The sequence below is a fragment of the Clavibacter phaseoli genome (genome assembly GCF_021922925.1).
GTDB classification, from domain to species: domain Bacteria; phylum Actinomycetota; class Actinomycetes; order Actinomycetales; family Microbacteriaceae; genus Clavibacter; species Clavibacter phaseoli.
The window spans coordinates 1,906,180-1,924,243 of sequence record NZ_CP040786.1 but is presented as its reverse complement, the minus strand read 5'-3'; the positions used below and the strand labels follow the sequence as shown (position 1 = coordinate 1,924,243).

The 18,064-nt window shown below is 73.9% G+C and carries 8 protein-coding genes, 1 tRNA gene and 1 other RNA gene; 7 read left to right on the top strand and 3 right to left on the bottom strand.

Translation table 11 applies throughout. The features are described 5' to 3' along the window. Positions 1-257 precede the first annotated feature (257 nt). The 3 genes from FGI33_RS08915 to FGI33_RS08905 all read right to left on the bottom strand — a co-directional run bounded on the left by FGI33_RS08915 (position 258) and on the right by FGI33_RS08905 (position 4,230). Positions 258-345, bottom strand: a tRNA-Ser gene (locus FGI33_RS08915). A gap of 45 nt (positions 346-390) precedes the next feature. Then, positions 391-3,177, bottom strand: a complete 2,787-nt coding sequence (locus FGI33_RS08910) for a helix-turn-helix transcriptional regulator (protein ID WP_237581696.1) — start codon at positions 3,175-3,177, stop codon at positions 391-393. 399 nt (positions 3,178-3,576) lie between these two features. Then, on the bottom strand, positions 3,577-4,230 hold the full coding sequence (locus FGI33_RS08905; RefSeq protein ID WP_119434326.1) for an SDR family oxidoreductase: 654 nt from the start codon (positions 4,228-4,230) through the stop codon (positions 3,577-3,579). 85 nt (positions 4,231-4,315) lie between these two features. Here FGI33_RS08905 and ffs point away from each other — a divergent pair. The 7 genes from ffs to FGI33_RS08870 all read left to right on the top strand — a co-directional run bounded on the left by ffs (position 4,316) and on the right by FGI33_RS08870 (position 18,060). Continuing rightward, positions 4,316-4,412: signal recognition particle sRNA small type (gene ffs / locus FGI33_RS08900), an RNA gene on the top strand. Between the two features lie 90 nt (positions 4,413-4,502). Then, positions 4,503-6,620, top strand: coding sequence for a phosphate acetyltransferase (gene pta, locus FGI33_RS08895; RefSeq protein WP_119434325.1), 2,118 nt, complete (start codon positions 4,503-4,505; stop codon positions 6,618-6,620). 57 nt (positions 6,621-6,677) lie between these two features. Next, positions 6,678-7,868 (top strand): acetate/propionate family kinase, encoded by a 1,191-nt coding sequence (locus FGI33_RS08890; RefSeq protein ID WP_119434324.1) that lies wholly within the window; start codon positions 6,678-6,680, stop codon positions 7,866-7,868. A 288-nt stretch (positions 7,869-8,156) separates the two neighbouring features. Continuing rightward, on the top strand, positions 8,157-13,304 hold the full coding sequence (locus tag FGI33_RS08885; RefSeq protein ID WP_237581695.1) for a choice-of-anchor G family protein: 5,148 nt from the start codon (positions 8,157-8,159) through the stop codon (positions 13,302-13,304). A 157-nt stretch (positions 13,305-13,461) separates the two neighbouring features. Then, entirely contained in the window at positions 13,462-14,316 is an 855-nt protein-coding gene (locus tag FGI33_RS08880) for a DUF5819 family protein (RefSeq protein WP_119435586.1), read from the top strand. Then, positions 14,313-15,533, top strand: a complete 1,221-nt coding sequence (locus FGI33_RS08875) for an HTTM domain-containing protein (protein ID WP_119455964.1) — start codon at positions 14,313-14,315, stop codon at positions 15,531-15,533. Before FGI33_RS08880 ends, FGI33_RS08875 begins: the two co-directional genes overlap by 4 nt. 46 nt (positions 15,534-15,579) lie before the next feature. After that, positions 15,580-18,060 (top strand): DNA polymerase III subunit gamma and tau, encoded by a 2,481-nt coding sequence (locus tag FGI33_RS08870; RefSeq protein WP_237581693.1) that lies wholly within the window; start codon positions 15,580-15,582, stop codon positions 18,058-18,060. The last annotated feature ends 4 nt before the right edge of the window (positions 18,061-18,064 follow it).

The following is an 18,064-nucleotide window of genomic DNA, read 5'->3' as shown; positions in this document are numbered from 1 at the left end:
CGCCGTCGTCCGTCGCGCCGCGCGTGTCCGGGCGGGCGGCGCCCGCGGGTGCGGGCGCGACGACCGGTCCAGCCTAGGTGGGAGCCGCGCCGGTGTGCAGGGGCTCTATGGGGGACATGCGGAGACGGCCGGGGTACAAGGGCACGACCTCCGACGGGGGCACGGGGTGCGGCACGGAGGGCCCGGATCGCGGGGATGCGGGACCGGGGACGAGGAGAGCCCCGCCGGACCGGGGTCCGTCGGGGCTCTCGTGCGACTGGCGGAGGATAGGGGATTCGAACCCCTGAGGGCTTTCACCCAACACGCTTTCCAAGCGTGCGCCATAGGCCACTAGGCGAATCCTCCATGACGCGTGCCGCGGCGTCAGGAACGCGGCGGCACCCGTCGATACTACCTGCCCGCGACGAGGCTCGATGCACCCGGGGTGTCGAGCAGCCCCGCGAGGGCCCGACGCGAGGGCGCGCCGAGCTTCGCGCGCGCCTGGTAGAGGTGCGACTCGACCGTGCGGACGGACAGGAACAGGCGGCCGGCGATCTCCCTGTTGCTCAGCCCCTGCGCCGCCAGCACGCCGATCTCGAGCTCCCGACGGGTCAGCATGCTCACGTCGAGCACGGGCGTGACCGTGGCCTGCTCGGCCGCGGGCGCGCCGCGGTCGATGCGGGCCTGGATCCGCGCGAGCGCCGCCCGCGCCTCCGTGAGGGCGGGTCCGGGCTCGGTGCCCGCGAGCATCCGGAGGAGGTCCTCGCAGGCGGTGCGCGCCTGCTGGTGCAGGCCCGACTCCTCGAGCGTGCGGACGCCCTGGGCGACGAGCGCGGCGTCGCCCGTACGGGATCCCTCCACGACCTCGGCCATGCCGTGCAGCGCCGGCACGTCGGTGCGCTCGCGGACCAGGCGGGCGCCCGGGACGAGGCGGGCGTCCGTGGATCCGAGCATCCACGCGCGGAACAGCATGCCGGCCCGCAGCGCGTGCGCGTCGCCGCTGAGGTCGCCCACGTCGAGCAGGAGCGTCGCCGCCTCCTCCGGCCGTCCGCGGGACGCCAGGATCTCCACGCGCACGCCCTCGGCGAGCATGCGCTGGTAGGGGTAGCGCGGGTCGGCGCGGTGCGCGATCTCGGTCGCGATGCGCTCGGCCTCCTCGGCGCGGCCGCGGAGCGCGAGCACGCGGGCGCGCTGCATGCCGATCCAGAGCCGCCACGTGCCGATGTCCGGGCCGATGAGCCGGTCGTCCGCGAGGGACAGCTCGGCCTCCGCGCGGTCGAGCCGGCCGAGGTCGAGGGCGACGCCGCCCGTGATCGCGCCGAGGACGGGGATGAACCACTGCGCGTCCTGCGCGATCGCCGACTCCACCCAGGCGTCCAGCTCGCGCTCGAGGTCGGGGAGGTCGAGACGGCAGAGGCGGCGGCTGAAGGCGCTCGCCGAGAGCAGCTCGAGGCGCGCCTCCTCCAGGAGGATGTCGTCGTAGGTGCCGCGGCGGTCGACGCGGCGGGCGACGAGCCCGAGCCCCTCGTCGATGGCGTCGCCGAGCTCGGCGCCGCGCCCGAGGTGGCCGAGCGCGAGGACGACGGCGCGCTGCGCCCGGAGCTGCACCAGCGGGCTGGTCGCGAGGGCGGACGCGTCCCGGGCGGCGACGAGGGCGGCCTCCCAGCGCATCAGGCCGAGCGACATGTTCGCGCCGATGACGGCCGCCTGCGCGCGCTCGTCCGGGTCCGCGTCCGCGTCGCGCGCGATCCCGTCGAGCAGCCGGCGGACGCGGTCGGTCCCCGGCATCGCGGCGTGCGTCGAGAGGACGCGCCAGTGCAGCGCCTCGACGCGCTCGGCCGGCGTGAGGACCGCCGCGTCCAGCCCCTCCAGCGCCTCCATCGCGCGCGCCGGGTTGCCGAGCACGGTCAGGGCGCGTCCGGTCTCGCAGGCCGCGTACCCCCGCGAGCCGCCCTGACCGGCGATCGCCGCGAAGGCGAGCGCGTCGTGCGTCATGCCGACGTCGTTCGCCAGCCGCGCGGCGACCAGGTGCACGCCCGCGAGGGTATCCGCGCCGAAGCGCTGGACGGCGTCGCGGCGGCCGTCGTCGGTGAGGGTGCGCGCGATGAGCAGGCTCTCCTTGGGGCTGAGCGGCACGCCGTGCGCGGCCTCCTGCAGCAGCATCCCCACGACGCGGCGCGTGAGGGCGTCGACGGCGTCCGGGTCGGTGCGGGCGAGCGCGGCCTCGGCCTCGAGCAGGTCGGCGCGGAGGATCCGGTCGCCCTGGCCCTGCACGCGCGCGAGGCCGCGCGCGCCGAGCACGCGCAGGATCGTCTCGCCGAACAGGCGGGCCGCACGTTGGTACGGCACGCCGTCGAGCCGGGCCAGGAGCACGAGCGTGCTCCGCTCGTCGTCGCCGAGCATCGACACGCGCGAGGACACGAGGTCGAGGATCCGGGCGCGCGGCGCGTGCGGGCTGGGGAAGGCGTAGCCCGTGACGGTCCGGTCGGTGCCGTCCGCCTCCAGCGCCTCGAAGGTCAGCTCGCGCACGAGGAACGGGCGGCCGGCGCTGCGCCGCTGGATCTGCACCCGCGTCGCCTGGTCGAGCGCCACCTGGCCCGCGATGGAGTCGATCATCGCGTCGACCTCGGCCGGGTCGAGCGGGGAGAGGTCCAGCCGCTCGGCGTAGCCGTTGCGCCAGAGCCCGAGGATCTCGTGGGCCGCCTGCGCCGTGCGCACGGCCTGGTCCCCGCCGGGCTCGGGGTCCCGCGCGCGGAGCTGGCGGGGGTCGCCGCCCGCGTCGTCGACGGTCACGAGCAGCGTGCACCGCTCGCTCGCGCGCGCGTCCGCGAGGGCGGCGCGCAGCTCGGGCGGCATGAGGTGGGCGTCGTCGATCACCACGACCGGGCGCACGGCGGGCATCGGGCGCGCGGAGCGGATCCCGGGGACCTGGTCGATGACCCGGCGGAGGACGTCCGCGAGGTCGGGCGTGGAGGCGTGGGCCCGGATGACCGTGAGGCCGTTGCGCGTGAGGGCGTCCGCCACGCGGCCGGCCACGTGGCTGCGGCCGGATCCGACGGTGCCGGTGACCACGGCGCTCGTGCCCGCGCCGAGCCAGCGCTCGAGCGTCTCCAGGTCGCGCGCGCGTCCGCCTCGGCCGGGAGCCGGGCCCTCGACGCGCGCGCTCGACCGCAGGTAGGTGTGCGTCATCTGCTTCATGTGACCCCCGTCGCGGAAAGCTGTGGTCCGCGCCGCATCCCCCGAGGCTGCGCGGTCCGTGTGCCTCCATCTTGCGCGGAATGCGGGGATCCGAGAAGGCGCATCGACGTTTACTGATCGGATGCGCCGCGGAAATAAGTAGTCGGCACTGTGGGGGACACGATCGGACGCTCCTAGCGTGTCCTTCATGTCCGGGCATGGGGATGCTCCGGACGGTGCGCTCCGGCGCACCATGCGGGCGATGCACGGGAGGACGACGGCTTCGGGTGCCGTCGGCCCGACACGTCGTCCGCGGCACGACCCGGGTGCCTCAGCAGCCCGGAAGCGGATGACGGCCCCCTCCGGGGAGGAGGGGACCGTCATCCGGATGCGCGCGGCTCGCGCGTCGTGCGGGTGCCGCTAGTAGCGCAGACCCGCGATGGCCTCGGCGACGGGCTCCTCGCCCGAGATCGCCTCGAACTGGACGCGGACGCCCGTGCCGTCGATGAGCGCGGTCGCCACGATCTCGGCGACGTCGGCGCGCGGGATGGTGCCGCGGCCCGTGGACGTGCTCACCTGGATCCGGCCGGTGCCGGGGTCGTCGGTGAGGCCGCCGGGACGCACGATGGTCCAGTCGATGTCCCGGGCGCGCAGGTCGGCGTCCGCCTCGGACTTGGCGCGCTGGTAGATCTCGTAGGTGTCGTCGCTGTCGGGGTCGAAGCCGTCGACGGCCATGGCCGAGATCATGACGTAGCGGCTGACGCCCGCCTTCTCCGCCGCGTCGGCCAGCAGGATGGCGCCGTCGCGGTCGATGGTGAGCTTGCGCTCGGGGCCCGAGTCGGGACCGCCGCCCGCGGCGAAGACCACGGCGTCGGCGCCCTCGAGCGCCGCGGCGACCTGATCCACGTCGCTCTTCTCGAGGTCGAGCACGAGCGCCTCGGCGCCCGCGTCGGCGAGGTCGGACGCGTGGTCCGGGTTGCGGACGATGCCGACGGGCTGGTGACCCTGGTCGGCGAGGCGTCGTTCGAGCTGTCGGGCGATCTGGCCGTGTCCTCCGGCGATGACTATGCGCATGGGCTCCACGGTACGCGCGGTTCGTGACCGGCTCCTGGGCGGGCCCGGGCCGACCGCCGGGCTCCCGCCGTCGGGTACACTCGGTGTCGGCTCCTCGCGTGGTGCCATCCAGGTGAACTCCCCCAGGGCGGAGACGCAGCAAGGGCAGCCGGGCTCTGGCAGGTGCGCGAGGGGTCTTCTCCTTTTAACGCGCGGCTCGGGTGGCCCACCGGCCCCGCGCCGTCCAGGGGGGATCCGGCCGCCATGCAGGCGACGCCCATAGGCTTGCGGGCATGGCTCGGAGCATCTACATCACGTCCGCCGAAGGGCACTCGGGCAAGTCGACGGTCGCGCTGGGCGTGCTCGACACCCTCACTCACCAGATCCAGCGCGTGGGCGTGTTCCGGCCCATCGCCCGGTCCATCGTCGAGCGCGACTACGTGCTCGAGGCGCTGCTGTCGCACGACGGCGTCGAGCTCGACTACGACGAGTGCGTGGGCGTCACCTACGACGACGTGCACGCGGATCCCGAGGCCGCGCTCTCGCGCATCGTCGAGCGCTACAAGGCCGTCGAGGCGAAGTGCGACGCGGTCGTCATCGTGGGCAGCGACTACACGGACGTCGGCAGCCCGACCGAGCTGTCCTTCAACGCGCGCATCGCCGCGAACCTGGGCGCCCCCGTGCTCCTCGTGCTCACGGGCCGCCGCTCCGACGAGACCGGCGGCCGCAGCCCCGACGAGATGCGCCAGATCGCCGACCTCGCCGTCCCCGAGCTCGTCACCGCCCACGCGGGCCTCCTCGGCGTCGTCGTGAACCGCGCCGACCCCGAGCAGCTGGACGCCATCACGGCCGCGATCCCCGCCGCCGTCCCCGCTTCGCTCCAGGCCAAGGCGCCCCACGTGCCCGTCTGGGCGATCCCGGAGGACGCGTTTCTCGTCGCCCCCACCGTCGCCGAGCTGCTCGACGCGGTCGACGGCACGCTCGTCAAGGGCGACGCGGCGCTCCTCAGCCGCGAGGCGCTCGGCGTGGTCGTCTCCGCGATGTCGATGGAGAACGTCCTCGCGCGCCTCACCGAGGGCGCCATCGTCGTGATCCCCGGCGACCGCAGCGAGGTCCTCCTCGGCGTCCTGACGGCCCACGCCTCCGAGACCTTCCCCACGGTCGCGGGCATCGTGCTCAACGGCGGCTTCGCGCTGTCGCCCACCATCGAGACGCTCATCGCCGGGCTCGACCAGACCCTGCCGATCATCTCCACCCAGCTCGGCACCTACGAGACCGCGAAGCGCATCACGCAGACGCGCGGCCGGCTCTCGCCCGAGTCGGCCCGCAAGATGGACATCGCGCTCGCCGCGTTCGAGCAGCACGTCGACACGTCCCGGCTGCTGGAGCTCCTCGACGTCAGCCGCTCCGACGTGGTCACGCCGCTCATGTTCGAGTTCGGCCTCATCGAGCGCGCGCGGAAGGCCGGCAAGCGCATCGTGCTGCCCGAGGGCACCGACGACCGCGTGCTGCGCGCCGCCGGCACGATCCTCAGCCGCGGCATCGCCGACGTCACGATCCTCGGCGAGGAGATCGAGGTGCGCTCGCGCGCCATCGGCCTCGGCATCGACATCGGCCGCGCGACCGTGCTCAGCCCGTTCGACGCGGTGCTCCGCGAGCGCTTCGCCGAGGAGTACGTGCGCTTGCGGGCCCACAAGGGGATGGTGCTCGACATCGCGCGCGAGACCGTCACCGACGTGTCCTACTTCGGCACGATGATGGTGCAGCTCGGCCTCGCCGACGGCATGGTCTCGGGCGCCGCGCACACGACGGCGCACACCATCCGGCCGGGCTTCGAGATCATCAAGACCACGGACGGCGTCTCGGTCGTCTCGTCCGTCTTCCTCATGGCGCTCGCCGACCGCGTGCTCGTCTACGGCGACTGCGCCGTGAACCCGGATCCCACGGCCGACCAGCTCGCCGACATCGCCATCTCCTCGGCGGAGACCGCGGCGCAGTTCGGCATCGAGCCGCGCATCGCGATGCTGTCGTACTCGACGGGGGAGTCGGGCGCCGGGGCCGACGTGGAGAAGGTGCGCCAGGCCACGGCGCGCGTGCGGGAGCTGCGGCCGGACCTCGCGGTCGAGGGCCCCATCCAGTACGACGCGGCGGCGGACGCGGCGGTCGCGGCCACGAAGATGCCCGACTCGCAGGTCGCCGGCCGCGCGACGGTGTTCATCTTCCCGGACCTCAACACGGGCAACAACACCTACAAGGCCGTGCAGCGCTCGGCCGGCGCGGTCGCCATCGGGCCCGTGCTGCAGGGGCTCCGCAAGCCCATCAACGACCTCTCGCGCGGCGCGCTCGTGCAGGACATCGTCAACACCGTCGCCATCACCGCCATCCAGGCCGAGGGGATCGACGCGGGCTAGGCGCCCGCCCGTCCCGTCGTCCCTTCCCCACCCGCCGCACCCGTCAGGAGCCCGCCCGTGCCCGTCGTCCTCGTCGTCAACTCCGGATCGTCGTCGTTCAAGTACCAGCTCATCGAGATGGGCACGGAGTCCGTGCTCGCGTCCGGGCTCGTGGAGCGCATCGGCGAGCCGACCGGATCCACCCGGCACAGGGCGGGCGGCGACTCGTGGGAGCGCGAGCTGCCCATCGCCGACCACACCGCCGGCTTCCAGGCGATGCTCGACGCGTTCGCCGAGCACGGCCCGTCGCTCGAGGAGGGGCCGCCCGTCGCGGTCGGCCACCGCGTCGTGCACGGCGGCGACGTGTTCGTCGAGCCGACCGTCGTCACCGACCGGGTGAAGGCCGACATCGACGACCTCTCCGCGCTCGCGCCGCTGCACAACCCGGGCGCGCTGCAGGGGATCGAGGCCGCGCAGGCCGCGTTCCCCGACGTGCCGCACGTCGCCGTCTTCGACACCGCGTTCCACCAGACGCTGCCGGCCGAGGCGTACACGTACGCGATCGACCGGGAGCTCGCGGCCGCGCACCGCATCCGCCGCTACGGCTTCCACGGCACGAGCCACAAGTTCGTCTCGGAGGCCGCCGCGCGCCTGCTCGGGAAGCCGCTGGAGGAGACGCGGATCATCGTGCTGCACCTCGGCAACGGCGCGTCGGCCGCCGCGGTGCAGGGCGGGCGCTCCATCGACACGTCCATGGGCCTCACCCCGCTCGAGGGCCTCGTGATGGGGACCCGCTCCGGCGACATCGACCCCGCGATCCTGTTCCACCTCGCCCGCCACACCGACCTCGGCCTCGACGAACTCGAGACGCTGCTCAACCGCAGGAGCGGCCTGCTCGGGCTCACCGGGCTCGGTGACATGCGCGACGTGCAGCGCGCCGCGGCCGACGGCGACGAGGCCGCGCAGACCGCGCTCGGGGTCTACCGCCACCGGATCCGCCACTACGTGGGCGCGTACGCGGCGCAGCTCGGCGGCGTCGACGCGGTCGTGTTCACCGCCGGCGTCGGCGAGAACAACCCGCTCGTGCGCCGCCGCTCGCTCGCCGGGCTCGAGTTCATGGGCATCGGGATCGACGACGACCGCAACGAGCTGATCAGCTCCGAGGCGCGCTTCGTGAGCCCCGAGGGGTCGCCCGTCGCGGTGCTCGTGATCCCCACCGACGAGGAGCTCGAGATCGCGCGGCAGTCGCTGGCGGCCACCGCGGGCTGAACCGGCCGGCCCCTCCCGCACGCCCACGAGGCCCGCGATCCCCACGGATCGCGGGCCTCGCGTCGTCGTGCCGCGCCGCCGGACCAGTAGCGGTACTGGGATGCCCACTGATGCGACTGCGTGGTCCACGCCCGCGCAGACCAGTGCCCCGCAGTGTTGTCCGCCCCTCGGCCGGATGCGAGCCTCAGACGACCGTGGGAGTGGTGGGGGCCGCCCCGCGGTGACGCACGGCCGCGTCCACGAGCGCGGCCGGCCATGCAATCGAGGGGAACGCAGATGGCACTACACATGCCCAGCCGCAGAAGCAGGCTGGCGACCGCGACGGCCTTCGGGCTCGCCGCGGCGATCGTCGCGTTCGGGGGCACCGCGCCCGCGAACGCCGCGACGGGGGACACGGCGGAGGCCGAAGGCCGCTTCCTGACCTTGACGAACCTCCCGCAGGCGATCGCCCTCGACGGCGCATACGCCTCGTACGGACCGGGTGACACGACCACCCAGGTCGAGAACGCGCCGCTCGACGTGAGCGTCCTCGGGGGGCTCGCGAACGCGCAGCTCTCCGCCGGCGTCACGCTCGGCTCCCTCCTCGACCTGGACCAGGCGGCCGCGGCCGGCGTGCTGCAGCAGTACGCGTCCGCGGGGCCGACCGGGGCCACGGGCGCCGCCGGAGCCGTGTCGGACAGCGGAGCCATCACGGTCGGCCAGGGCGGCGGGCAGCAGACGGTCATCGACCTCGGCTCGACCATCGCGTCCATCGGCGCGGACGACCTCCTCTCCGACCTCTCGCTGCGCTTCGGCGCCATCTCCTCCACCGTCACCTCGACGGGCACCGGCACGCCGACCTCGGACTACGACATCGCGTCGGCCGAGGCCGTGCTCACCAGCCCGCTCGTGGCGCAGATCAGCTCGCGGCTCACCACCGCGGTGGCCGGCATCGCGCCCGGCATCGCCGGCTCGGTGGACGTCTCGGCCGCCACGGGGCCGCTCCTCCAGGGCATCCTCGGGGAGAACGTGCTGACCTCGGCCCTCCAGGTCGGGACCCCCACGGCGACCGCGACGGCGAACGTGAACACGGCTGCCGTCGTGCAGGCCGCGCTCGCGCAGCCCCTCACGAGCGAGGACGGCACCGTCTCCATCGACGTGTCGGACGGCACCATCACGGTGGACCTCGACCGGATCCAGGCGCTGAACGACCGCGCCGCCGGCACCTCGGTCCTGACCTCGGCGCTCCTCGCGAGCGTCGTCGACTCGGCGATCACGGACATCTTCACGGACGTGCTGCCGAACCGCCTGGTCGACGCGCTCCGCGCCTCCACCACCGTGAACGTGGCGGTCACCGCACCGCTCACGACGCGGGTGCTGAACGCGAACGTGAACGCGGGCACGCTCGGCGTGGACGTGAACCTGTCGCTCGACCGCCTCCTCGGCGGCACGACCGGCACGGCGCCCACCGTCAGCCTCGCCCGCACCGCGCTCCTCCCGCCGCTGAACGCGACGGTGAACCTCGCGCTGCTCACGCCGCTGTTCGACGACCTCGTCACCGGGCTCCTCGGCGCCAACGCCGACACCTCGCTGCTGCCGGCCGTGGGCACCGCGCTCACCGGCGTCAGCACGGGCGTGATCACGGCGCTCGCCCCCGCGTTCCCGGTCGTCGACCAGGTGGTCCGCCTCACGGTCAACGAGCAGACGCCCGACGCCTTCGTCGACGCGGACGGCGTCGACGCGGGATCCTCCTCGGTGACCGCCCTGCGCGTGACGCTCCTCGGAGACGGGCCGACCATCGACCTGGCCCGCTCGACCGTGCGCGCCGTCCCGGCTCCCGTCGCCGACGAGGTGACCATCACATCGCCGACCGACGGCCAGGTGATCGAGCTGCCGGCAGGGCAGACGACCGTCGTCGTCCCCGTCACCGGCACCGCCGATCCCGACGCCGAGGTCACGCTGACCGTCGGCGGCCAGACGGTCGGGCCGGACCCGGTCGGACCCGGTGGCGCCTTCACGCTCACGCCGCCGGCCCTCCCGGCCGGCACCTACACCGCCACCGTCACGCAGACGATAGGCGGACAGGCCGCGGGCTCCGACTCGGTGACCTTCACCGTCGCCCCGACGGCCGCCGGCATCACGATCACGACGCCCTCCGCGAACCAGCTCTTCCTGACCACCGCGGCGGACCCGACGGTCGACGTGCCCGTGGAGGGCACGGCTGACGCGCGCGCCTCGGTCACCGTGACGATCCCCGGCCAGACGGCGCAGACCGAGACGGTCGGCGTGGACGGCGTCTACGACGTGGTGTTCCCCGGCCTCCCGGTCGGCACCTACACCGCGACCGCGACCCAGACCATCGACGGCGTGGCTCGCGGGACGGAGACGGTGACCTTCACGGTCGGCGCCCCCGCCGCCGAGGTGACCATCACGGCACCCCGTGACGGCGATCAGATCCTCAGCGCCGGCACCGTGCCGACGGCCGACGTCCCCGTGACCGGCGCCGCCGACCCGCGCGCCAGCGTGACGGTGACGATCCCCGGCCAGGACCCGCGGACCGAGCTCGTGGGTGACGACGGGACCTACGACGTGCTGTTCGCCGACCTCCCGGTCGGCGACTACACGGCGACGGCGACCCAGACCATCGGCGGCATCCCCTCGGGGACCGCGACGGTCGACTTCTCGGTCGTCGCGCCCGCCGTCGCCCCGGTCATCGACACCCCGACCGACGGGCAGGACTTCGTGGTCCCGGTCGGCGGCACCTCGGTGCCCGTGACCGTCAGCGGCAGCGCGGACCCGCGCGCCTCCGTGCTCATCGCGGTGACGGGCCAGACGCCCGTCACGCAGGTGGTCGGAGACGACGGCCGCTTCGAGGCGACGTTCCCGGGGCTCACCGCCGCGGGCTACACCGTCACGGTGACGCAGACCATCGGCGACGCCCCCGCGGGCTCGGACTCGGCGGACTTCACCGTCTCCGTGGCCGGCGTCGACCAGGTCGTCATCGCGACCCCGGACGACGGCGACTTCTTCCCGCTGCCCGACGGGGACACCACCACCACGGTCCCCGTGACGGGCACGGCCGACCCCGACGCCACCGTGACGCTCACGGTCGGCGGCACGACGACGGCTCCCGTCGACGTGGACGACGACGGCGGCTTCGAGCTGGCGACGCCCGCCCTGCCCTCGGGCACCTACACGGGCACCGTCACCCAGACGATCGGCGGCGTCGACGTCGGCACCGACACCGTGACCTTCACGGTCGGCGTGCCGGTGGTCATCGACTCCCCGTTCGACTTCCAGGAGTTCCCGCTCAACGGCGGGACTACCCGGGACGTGCCGATCTCCGGCACGGCCGACCCGCTGGGGACGGTGACGGTCTCCATCGTGGGGCTCGACCCGATCACCACGGAGGTGGACGCCGAGGGCAACTACTCGGTGACCTTCTTCGGGCTGGAGCGCGGATCCTACGAGGCGATCGCGACGCAGACCATCGGCGGCGCTCCTGCCGGCGATGACACGGTGGAGTTCGACGTCGGCGTGGACGGCGAGGAGGGCACCGACTCCGACCAGACGGCGGCGATCGACGTGGACGGCGACGGCACGGACGTCGACGGCGGCGTGGACGCGGACGGCGGCACGGACGCTGACGCGGTCGACGCCGACGGTGCTGCGGATGCCGCTGGCGCTGACGCGACGGATGCTGCTGGTGCTGACGCGACGGATGCCGCTGGCGCTGACGCGACGGACGCCGCCGGCGCTGACGCGACGGACGCCGCCGGAACTGACGCGACGGACGCCGCTGGCACGGATGCGACCGATGCCGCTGGCACCGACGCGACGGATGCCGCTGGTACGGACGCGACTGACGCTGCTGGTACGGACGCGACGGACGCTGCTGGTACGGACGCGACGGACGCTGCTGGTACGGACGCGACGGACGCTGCTGGTACGGACGCGACGGACGCTGCTGGTACGGACGCGACGGACGCTGCTGGTACGGACGCGACGGACGCTGCTGGTACGGATGCGACGGACGCTGCTGGTACGGATGCGACTGACGCTGCTGGTACGGACGCGACGGACGCTGCTGGTACGGACGCGACGGACGCTGCTGGTACGGATGCGACGGATGCCGCTGGCACCGATGCGACGGACGCTGCTGGTACGGATGCGACGGACGCTGCCGGAACTGACGCGACGGATGCTGCTGGCACCGATGCGACCGATGCTGCTGGCACTGACGCGACGGATGCTGCTGGTACGGACGCGACGGATGCTGCTGGCACGGACGCGACGGATGCTGCCGGAACTGACGCGACGGATGCTGCTGGCACTGACGCGACCGATGCCGCAGGTACGGATGCGACGGATGCTGCTGGCACCGATGCGACGGATGCTGCTGGCACCGATGCGACGGATGCTGCTGGTACGGACGCGACGGACGCTGCCGGCACTGACGCGACGGATGCTGCTGGCACCGACGCGACGGACGCTGCCGGAACTGACGCGACGGATGCTGCTGGCACTGACGCGACCGATGCCGCAGGTACGGATGCGACGGATGCTGCTGGTACCGATGCGACGGATGCTGCTGGCACCGATGCGACTGACGCTGCTGGTACGGATGCGACGGATGCTGCTGGTACGGATGCGACGGATGCTGCTGGCACGGATGCGACGGATGCTGCTGGTACGGATGCGACGGATGCTGCTGGCACGGATGCGACGGATGCTGCTGGTACGGATGCGACGGATGCTGCTGGTACGGATGCGACGGATGCTGCTGGCACGGATGCGACGGATGCTGCTGGTACGGACGCGACGGATGCTGCTGGCACGGACGCAACCGATGCCGCTGGCACGGACGCGACGGACGCTGCCGGAACTGACGCAACGGACGCTGCTGGTACGGATGCGACCGACGCCGCTGGCACCGACGCGGCTGACGCCACGGACGCCGCCGACGCGACCGACGGATCCACCGACGGCGCCGACGCCCCCACCCGGGCTGTCGTCCGCTTCACGGAGATCGTCCGCGGGAGCGGCGCGATGCAGATGGTCGACGCCGTCAACTTCATCCCCGGTGAGACGCTCAACGCGACGGTGAACTCCACGCCGATGCCGCTGGCGCCCCTCGTCGCGGATGCCGACGGACGCGCGCTGTTCACCTTCGAGGTCGGCCCCGACTTCGAGCTCGGGAACCACTCGGTCACCGTGGTCGGCTCACAGTCGGGCATGGCGGACGAGATGATCACGCAGTTCCGGGTCCTCGGATCCACCGTCCCGGCCGGACAGCCCGGCGCGCCCATCGGCGGTGGGAACGGCGGCTACGGCGGCGGGATCCTCCCGGTCACCGGCGGCGACGCCGACGGGATGCTGCTGCTCGGCGGCATCGCGCTCCTGATGATGCTGACCGGCGCCGGTGCCCTGCACCGCGGCCGCAGCCGACGGGCGTGATCCGCTCGAGCTGAGCGCGAGGAGGGCGGGCGGTCCGGCGAGAGCCGGGCCGCCCGCCGGACCCGCTCCCGGGCACGACAGCACCACAGCACCACCCGCACGGACTCACGACCCGCACCACGAGGACCCACCCGACGCACGAGGGGGACGGCGCACGATGACCGACACGACCCACCACGATCCCGACGTGGACCACGACGCCGACGCCGCGTCCTCCTCCCCGCCGCCCGCGGATCCCGCGCCCACGAGCCCCGCCACCACCGGTCTCACGCGCGGCGCCCGCATCGGCAGCGCCATCGCGGCCCTCGTCGTCGTGATCTACGTGGCGACCTCGATCCTCATGGTCGTCCCGCAGGGCGACGCGACCCGCGCCCTCACCGCCGCCGCGCGCCCCTACTTCAGCCAGCAGTGGAACGTCTTCGCCCCGTCGATCCAGAAGACCAACCGCTACCTCCAGATGCAGGCCCAGTGGCGCGACGGCTCGGGCGCGCTCGTGAAGAGCGAGTGGGTCGACATCACCCGCGCCGAGTACGAGGCGGGGGAGGGCCGGATCCAGGGCTCGCGCACCGTGAAGCAGAGCGCGAACCTGCTCAAGACCTACACGGAGCGGTTCCGGGGCCTCACGCCCGAGCAGCAGGCGATCGTGCAGGACACCTTCATCCGCCGCGCCGACACCGACTCGGGGTTCGCGGCCAAGACGGCCGTCTCCCTCATCGACCAGCTCCAGGCGCTCGACGAGGGCAGCCGCGGCCGCGTCATCACGATGCTCCGCGCGGACTACGTGCTCAAGGAGTTCACGACCTACTGGGCCACGGCCTGGTTCGGCCGCGACATCGAGCGCGTGCGCTGGCGCGTCGCGACCGAGCGGCCCAACGACTTCGCCCACCGGTCCGACGACCAGCAGCAGTTCGCCCCCTCCACGCGCACCTTCGGGTGGCGCGAGGCCGACGACGTGATCGACCCCCAGGCGCTGAGCGTCTACCAGGGGATCGTGGAGAGGTACGCACGATGAGCGCGAGGACGCACGAGACCACGTCGACGCCGAGGACCGCGGCCGCGGGATCCTGGGCGGGGCGCCCCCGGACCGCCCGCCCCATCCCCTCCGCGCGCGCCGCCCGCGTCCGCCGGCTGCTGCAGGACCGCGAGCTGCTCACGGCGCTCCGGGACCCGCGCGGCTGGCCCCGGCGATTCGCGACCTGGATGACCGAGCGGGAGCACGCCACCTTCAGCTTCGCCGCGCTCCGCATCACCCTCGGCGCCGTGATCCTCCTGGTGCTCGTCACCTGCTTCGCCGACCGCCACTACCTGTGGGGCGTCGGATCCCGGTTCATCGACCCCGAGGCGACCCGCCGCGGCTGGCTCCCGATCTTCACGGGCCTCTTCTCGAAGACCGACGCCACGCTCTTCGACCTGGCGTACCTCGTGCTCGTGGTGCTCGCCGCGCTGTTCACGCTCGGCTGGCGCACGCGCATCGTGACGCCGTTCCTCCTCCTCTCCTGGATCGGCCTGTCGACCAACAGCACGCTGCTCACGAACGGCGGCGACACCGTCCTGCGCCTCACCCTCTTCTTCGTGCTCTTCGCCGACCTGTCCCGGCACCTGTCGCTCGACGCGGTCCGGCGGCGGCGCGAGCGCGAGGCGGCCGAGGCCGGGATCGTGCGTCGGCGGCCCGGGCGGCACGTCGAGGCGGCGCGGACGCTCGTCGACCGGATCCCGCGGCTCGTGCGCGTGCTCCTGCACAACACCGCCCTGGTGCTCTGCGGGTACCAGATCATGCTCGTGTACGTGAACTCCGCGATCCTCAAGCTGCAGGGTCCGGAGTGGCGCGACGGATCCGCCACCTACTACTCGCTGGTCATCGAGGGCTACCGGCCGTGGCCGTGGCTGAGCGACCTGCTCGCCCAGGCGAGCGTCGGCGTGATGCTGGCGAGCTTCGTCGCGGTCGCGTTCCAGGGCCTGTTCCCGCTGCTCGTCCTGTGGCGGCCGACCCGCGTCGTCGCGCTCGTGGTCATCACGGGGATGCACGTGATGATCGGGATCCTGCTCGGCCTCTGGCCCTTCTCCCTCGCGATGATCGCGCTCGACTTCCTCTTCATCCGCGACGCCACCTGGCGCGAGGGGATCGCGCTCGCCCGGCGCGCCCGCGCGGAGGCGCCCCGCCGTCTGCGGCAGATGCGCGAGCGCCGCTCCTCCCCAGCCGCGCCGGCCGAGGTCACCGCCGAGGCCTGACGCTCCGGCGGCCGGACGGTCGGGGGTGCCCGGTATCCTCGGGACCGTGGTCACCGCCCTGTATCGCCGTTACCGGCCAGAGAACTTCGCCGAGCTCATCGGCCAGACGCAGGTGACGGATCCGCTGCGCACCGCCCTCCGCACCAACCGCGTCAACCACGCGTACCTGTTCAGCGGCCCCCGCGGCTGCGGCAAGACCACGTCAGCTCGCATCCTCGCGCGCTGCCTCAACTGCGCCGAGGGCCCCACCGACACCCCCTGCGGCGTCTGCCCGAGCTGCGTCGAGCTCAGCCGCGACGGCAGCGGATCCCTCGACGTGGTGGAGATCGACGCCGCGAGCCACAACGGCGTCGACGACGCCCGCGACATCCGCGAGCGCGCGGTCTTCGCGCCGGCGCGCGACCGCTACAAGATCTTCATCCTCGACGAGGCGCACATGGTCACGCCGCAGGGCTTCAACGCGCTGCTGAAGATCGTGGAGGAGCCGCCGGAGCACGTGAAGTTCATCTTCGCCACCACGGAGCCGGACAAGGTCATCGGCACCATCCGCTCCCGCACGCACCACTACCCCTTCCGTCTCGTGCCGCCCGCCCAGATGCTCGACTACGTGGAGCACCTGTCGCGCGAGGAGAGCGTGCAGGTGGCGCCCGGCGTCCTGCCGCTCGTGGTGCGGGCCGGCGGGGGATCGGTGCGCGACACCCTCTCCCTTCTCGACCAGCTCATCGCGGGCTCGGAGGACGAGAGCGTGGAGTACGAGCGCGCCGTCGCCCTGCTCGGCTACACGCACGCGGCGCTGCTCGACGAGGTCATCGACGCGGTCGCCCGGCACGACGGCGCCGCCGCGTTCGCGGGCGTCGACCGCGTCATCCAGACCGGCCAGGATCCGCGCCGCTTCGTGGAGGACCTCCTCGAGCGCCTGCGCGACCTGATCATCGTGGGCGCCACCTCCATCGAGGGCGCCGCCGCCGTGCTGCGCGGCACCCCGGAGGACGAGCTCGAGCGCATGCGCGCGCAGGCCGTGGCCTTCGGCGCCGTCGAGCTGTCGCGGGCCGCCGACGTGGTCAACGCCGCCCTCACCGAGATGACCGGCGCCACGTCGCCCCGACTGCACCTCGAGCTCCTGGTCGCGCGCGTGCTCGTGCCCGCCAGCGACGACACGCACCGCGGCGCCCTCGCCCGGGTCGAGCGCCTCGAGCGCCGGGTCGGCGTGGCCGACGCGGCGGCGGATCCGGTGCCCGTGACGTCGGCTCCCGCTCGCCCTGCCGTCGCGTCGGCTCCTGCCGCGGCGCCCGTGTCCGCTCCTGCAGCCGCCGCCGCTCCGGCGCCGACCCCGGTCGACGCCCCTGCTCCTGCCGCCGACCCCGCCCCCGTGCCTTCCGCGCCGGAGGCCCCCGCGGACTCGGCGCCGGCTCCGGAGCCCGCCGCGACGGTTCCGCCGACGGCGTCGTCCGCGACCCCCGCACCCGCGGCCACCGCACCCGCGGCCCCCGTCGGCCCGGTCACCTTCGAGCAGCTGCGGGACGCCTGGCCGTCGGTCGTGGAGGCCGTCGAGAAGGCCAAGCGCAGCGCGTGGCTCGTCGCCGTCACGGCCACGCCGCGGGCCCTCGCGGACGACGTGCTCACGCTCGCCTTCGTCAGCGCGAACGACGCGGAGAAGTTCAAGGAGCGCGGCGCCCCGGGCCAGGGCGTCAGCGACATCCTGCGCACCGCCATCCTCGACGTGCTCGGCATCCGCGTGAAGTTCATCGCGCGCGTCGAGCCGCACGGCGGCAGCGCGACCTCCACGGGCTCCGCGGCACCGACCGGCGGCGGATCCGCGTCGTCGGCGCCCGCCGCCTCCCGCCCCGCGGGATCCACCGCCTCCGCGGGCGGCACGCGCCCGCAGGGCGGGAGCGCCGCCCCGTCACCCGCCCCTGCCGCCTCGACCCCGCCCGCCGCGTCGTCGACCCCGCCCGCGAAGACGGCGCCCCGCGCGAAGACCACCCCGGCCGGGGGCGGCTGGGCGACCGTGGCGATCCCGACGTCCGACCCCGGCGCGTCCGATGCGCCCGCGGTCCGGGCGCCCGCCTCCCGCCCCGAGAGCGCCGCGCCCGCGCCCGCGAGCCCCGCGGCCTCCGCGCCGGCGGCGCCGGCGACCTCGCCGCGTTCCACCGCCCCGAGCGCGCCGCCCCGCGGATCCGCGGTCGTCCCCGACGCGCACGTGCCCGACTTCGAGGAGCCTGAGCCCGACGAGTTCGGCCCCGCCGAGCCCGGCTGGGCCACGGGCGGCGCGTCTCCCGACTCGGCCCCGCCCGTCGCCCGGTCCGTCCCCTCGCCGCAGGCGCCCGCTGCCGCGTCCGGATCCGCGTCCCGGCCGGCCTCGGCCCCCGCCCCCGCGAAGGCCGCGACCGCCGCCGCCCCGCCATCCGCTGCGCCGCAGCGCTACGGCGAGTCCGTCGTCCGCGAGATCCTGCAGGCGAGCTTCATCGAGGAGAAGCCCGTCGAGCGCAAGGCCCGCCCCACCATCCGCCCCACAGGTCAGGACTAGCGCC

Coding starts and splice junctions, on each gene's coding strand:
- FGI33_RS08910 (WP_237581696.1), bottom strand. CDS start 3,177: ATGAAGCAGATGACGCACACCTACCTGCGGTCGAGCGCGCGCGTCGAG.
- FGI33_RS08875 (WP_119455964.1), top strand. CDS start 14,313: ATGAGCGCGAGGACGCACGAGACCACGTCGACGCCGAGGACCGCGGCC.
- pta (WP_119434325.1), top strand. CDS start 4,503: ATGGCTCGGAGCATCTACATCACGTCCGCCGAAGGGCACTCGGGCAAG.
- FGI33_RS08885 (WP_237581695.1), top strand. CDS start 8,157: ATGCCCAGCCGCAGAAGCAGGCTGGCGACCGCGACGGCCTTCGGGCTC.
- FGI33_RS08905 (WP_119434326.1), bottom strand. CDS start 4,230: ATGCGCATAGTCATCGCCGGAGGACACGGCCAGATCGCCCGACAGCTC.
- FGI33_RS08880 (WP_119435586.1), top strand. CDS start 13,462: ATGACCGACACGACCCACCACGATCCCGACGTGGACCACGACGCCGAC.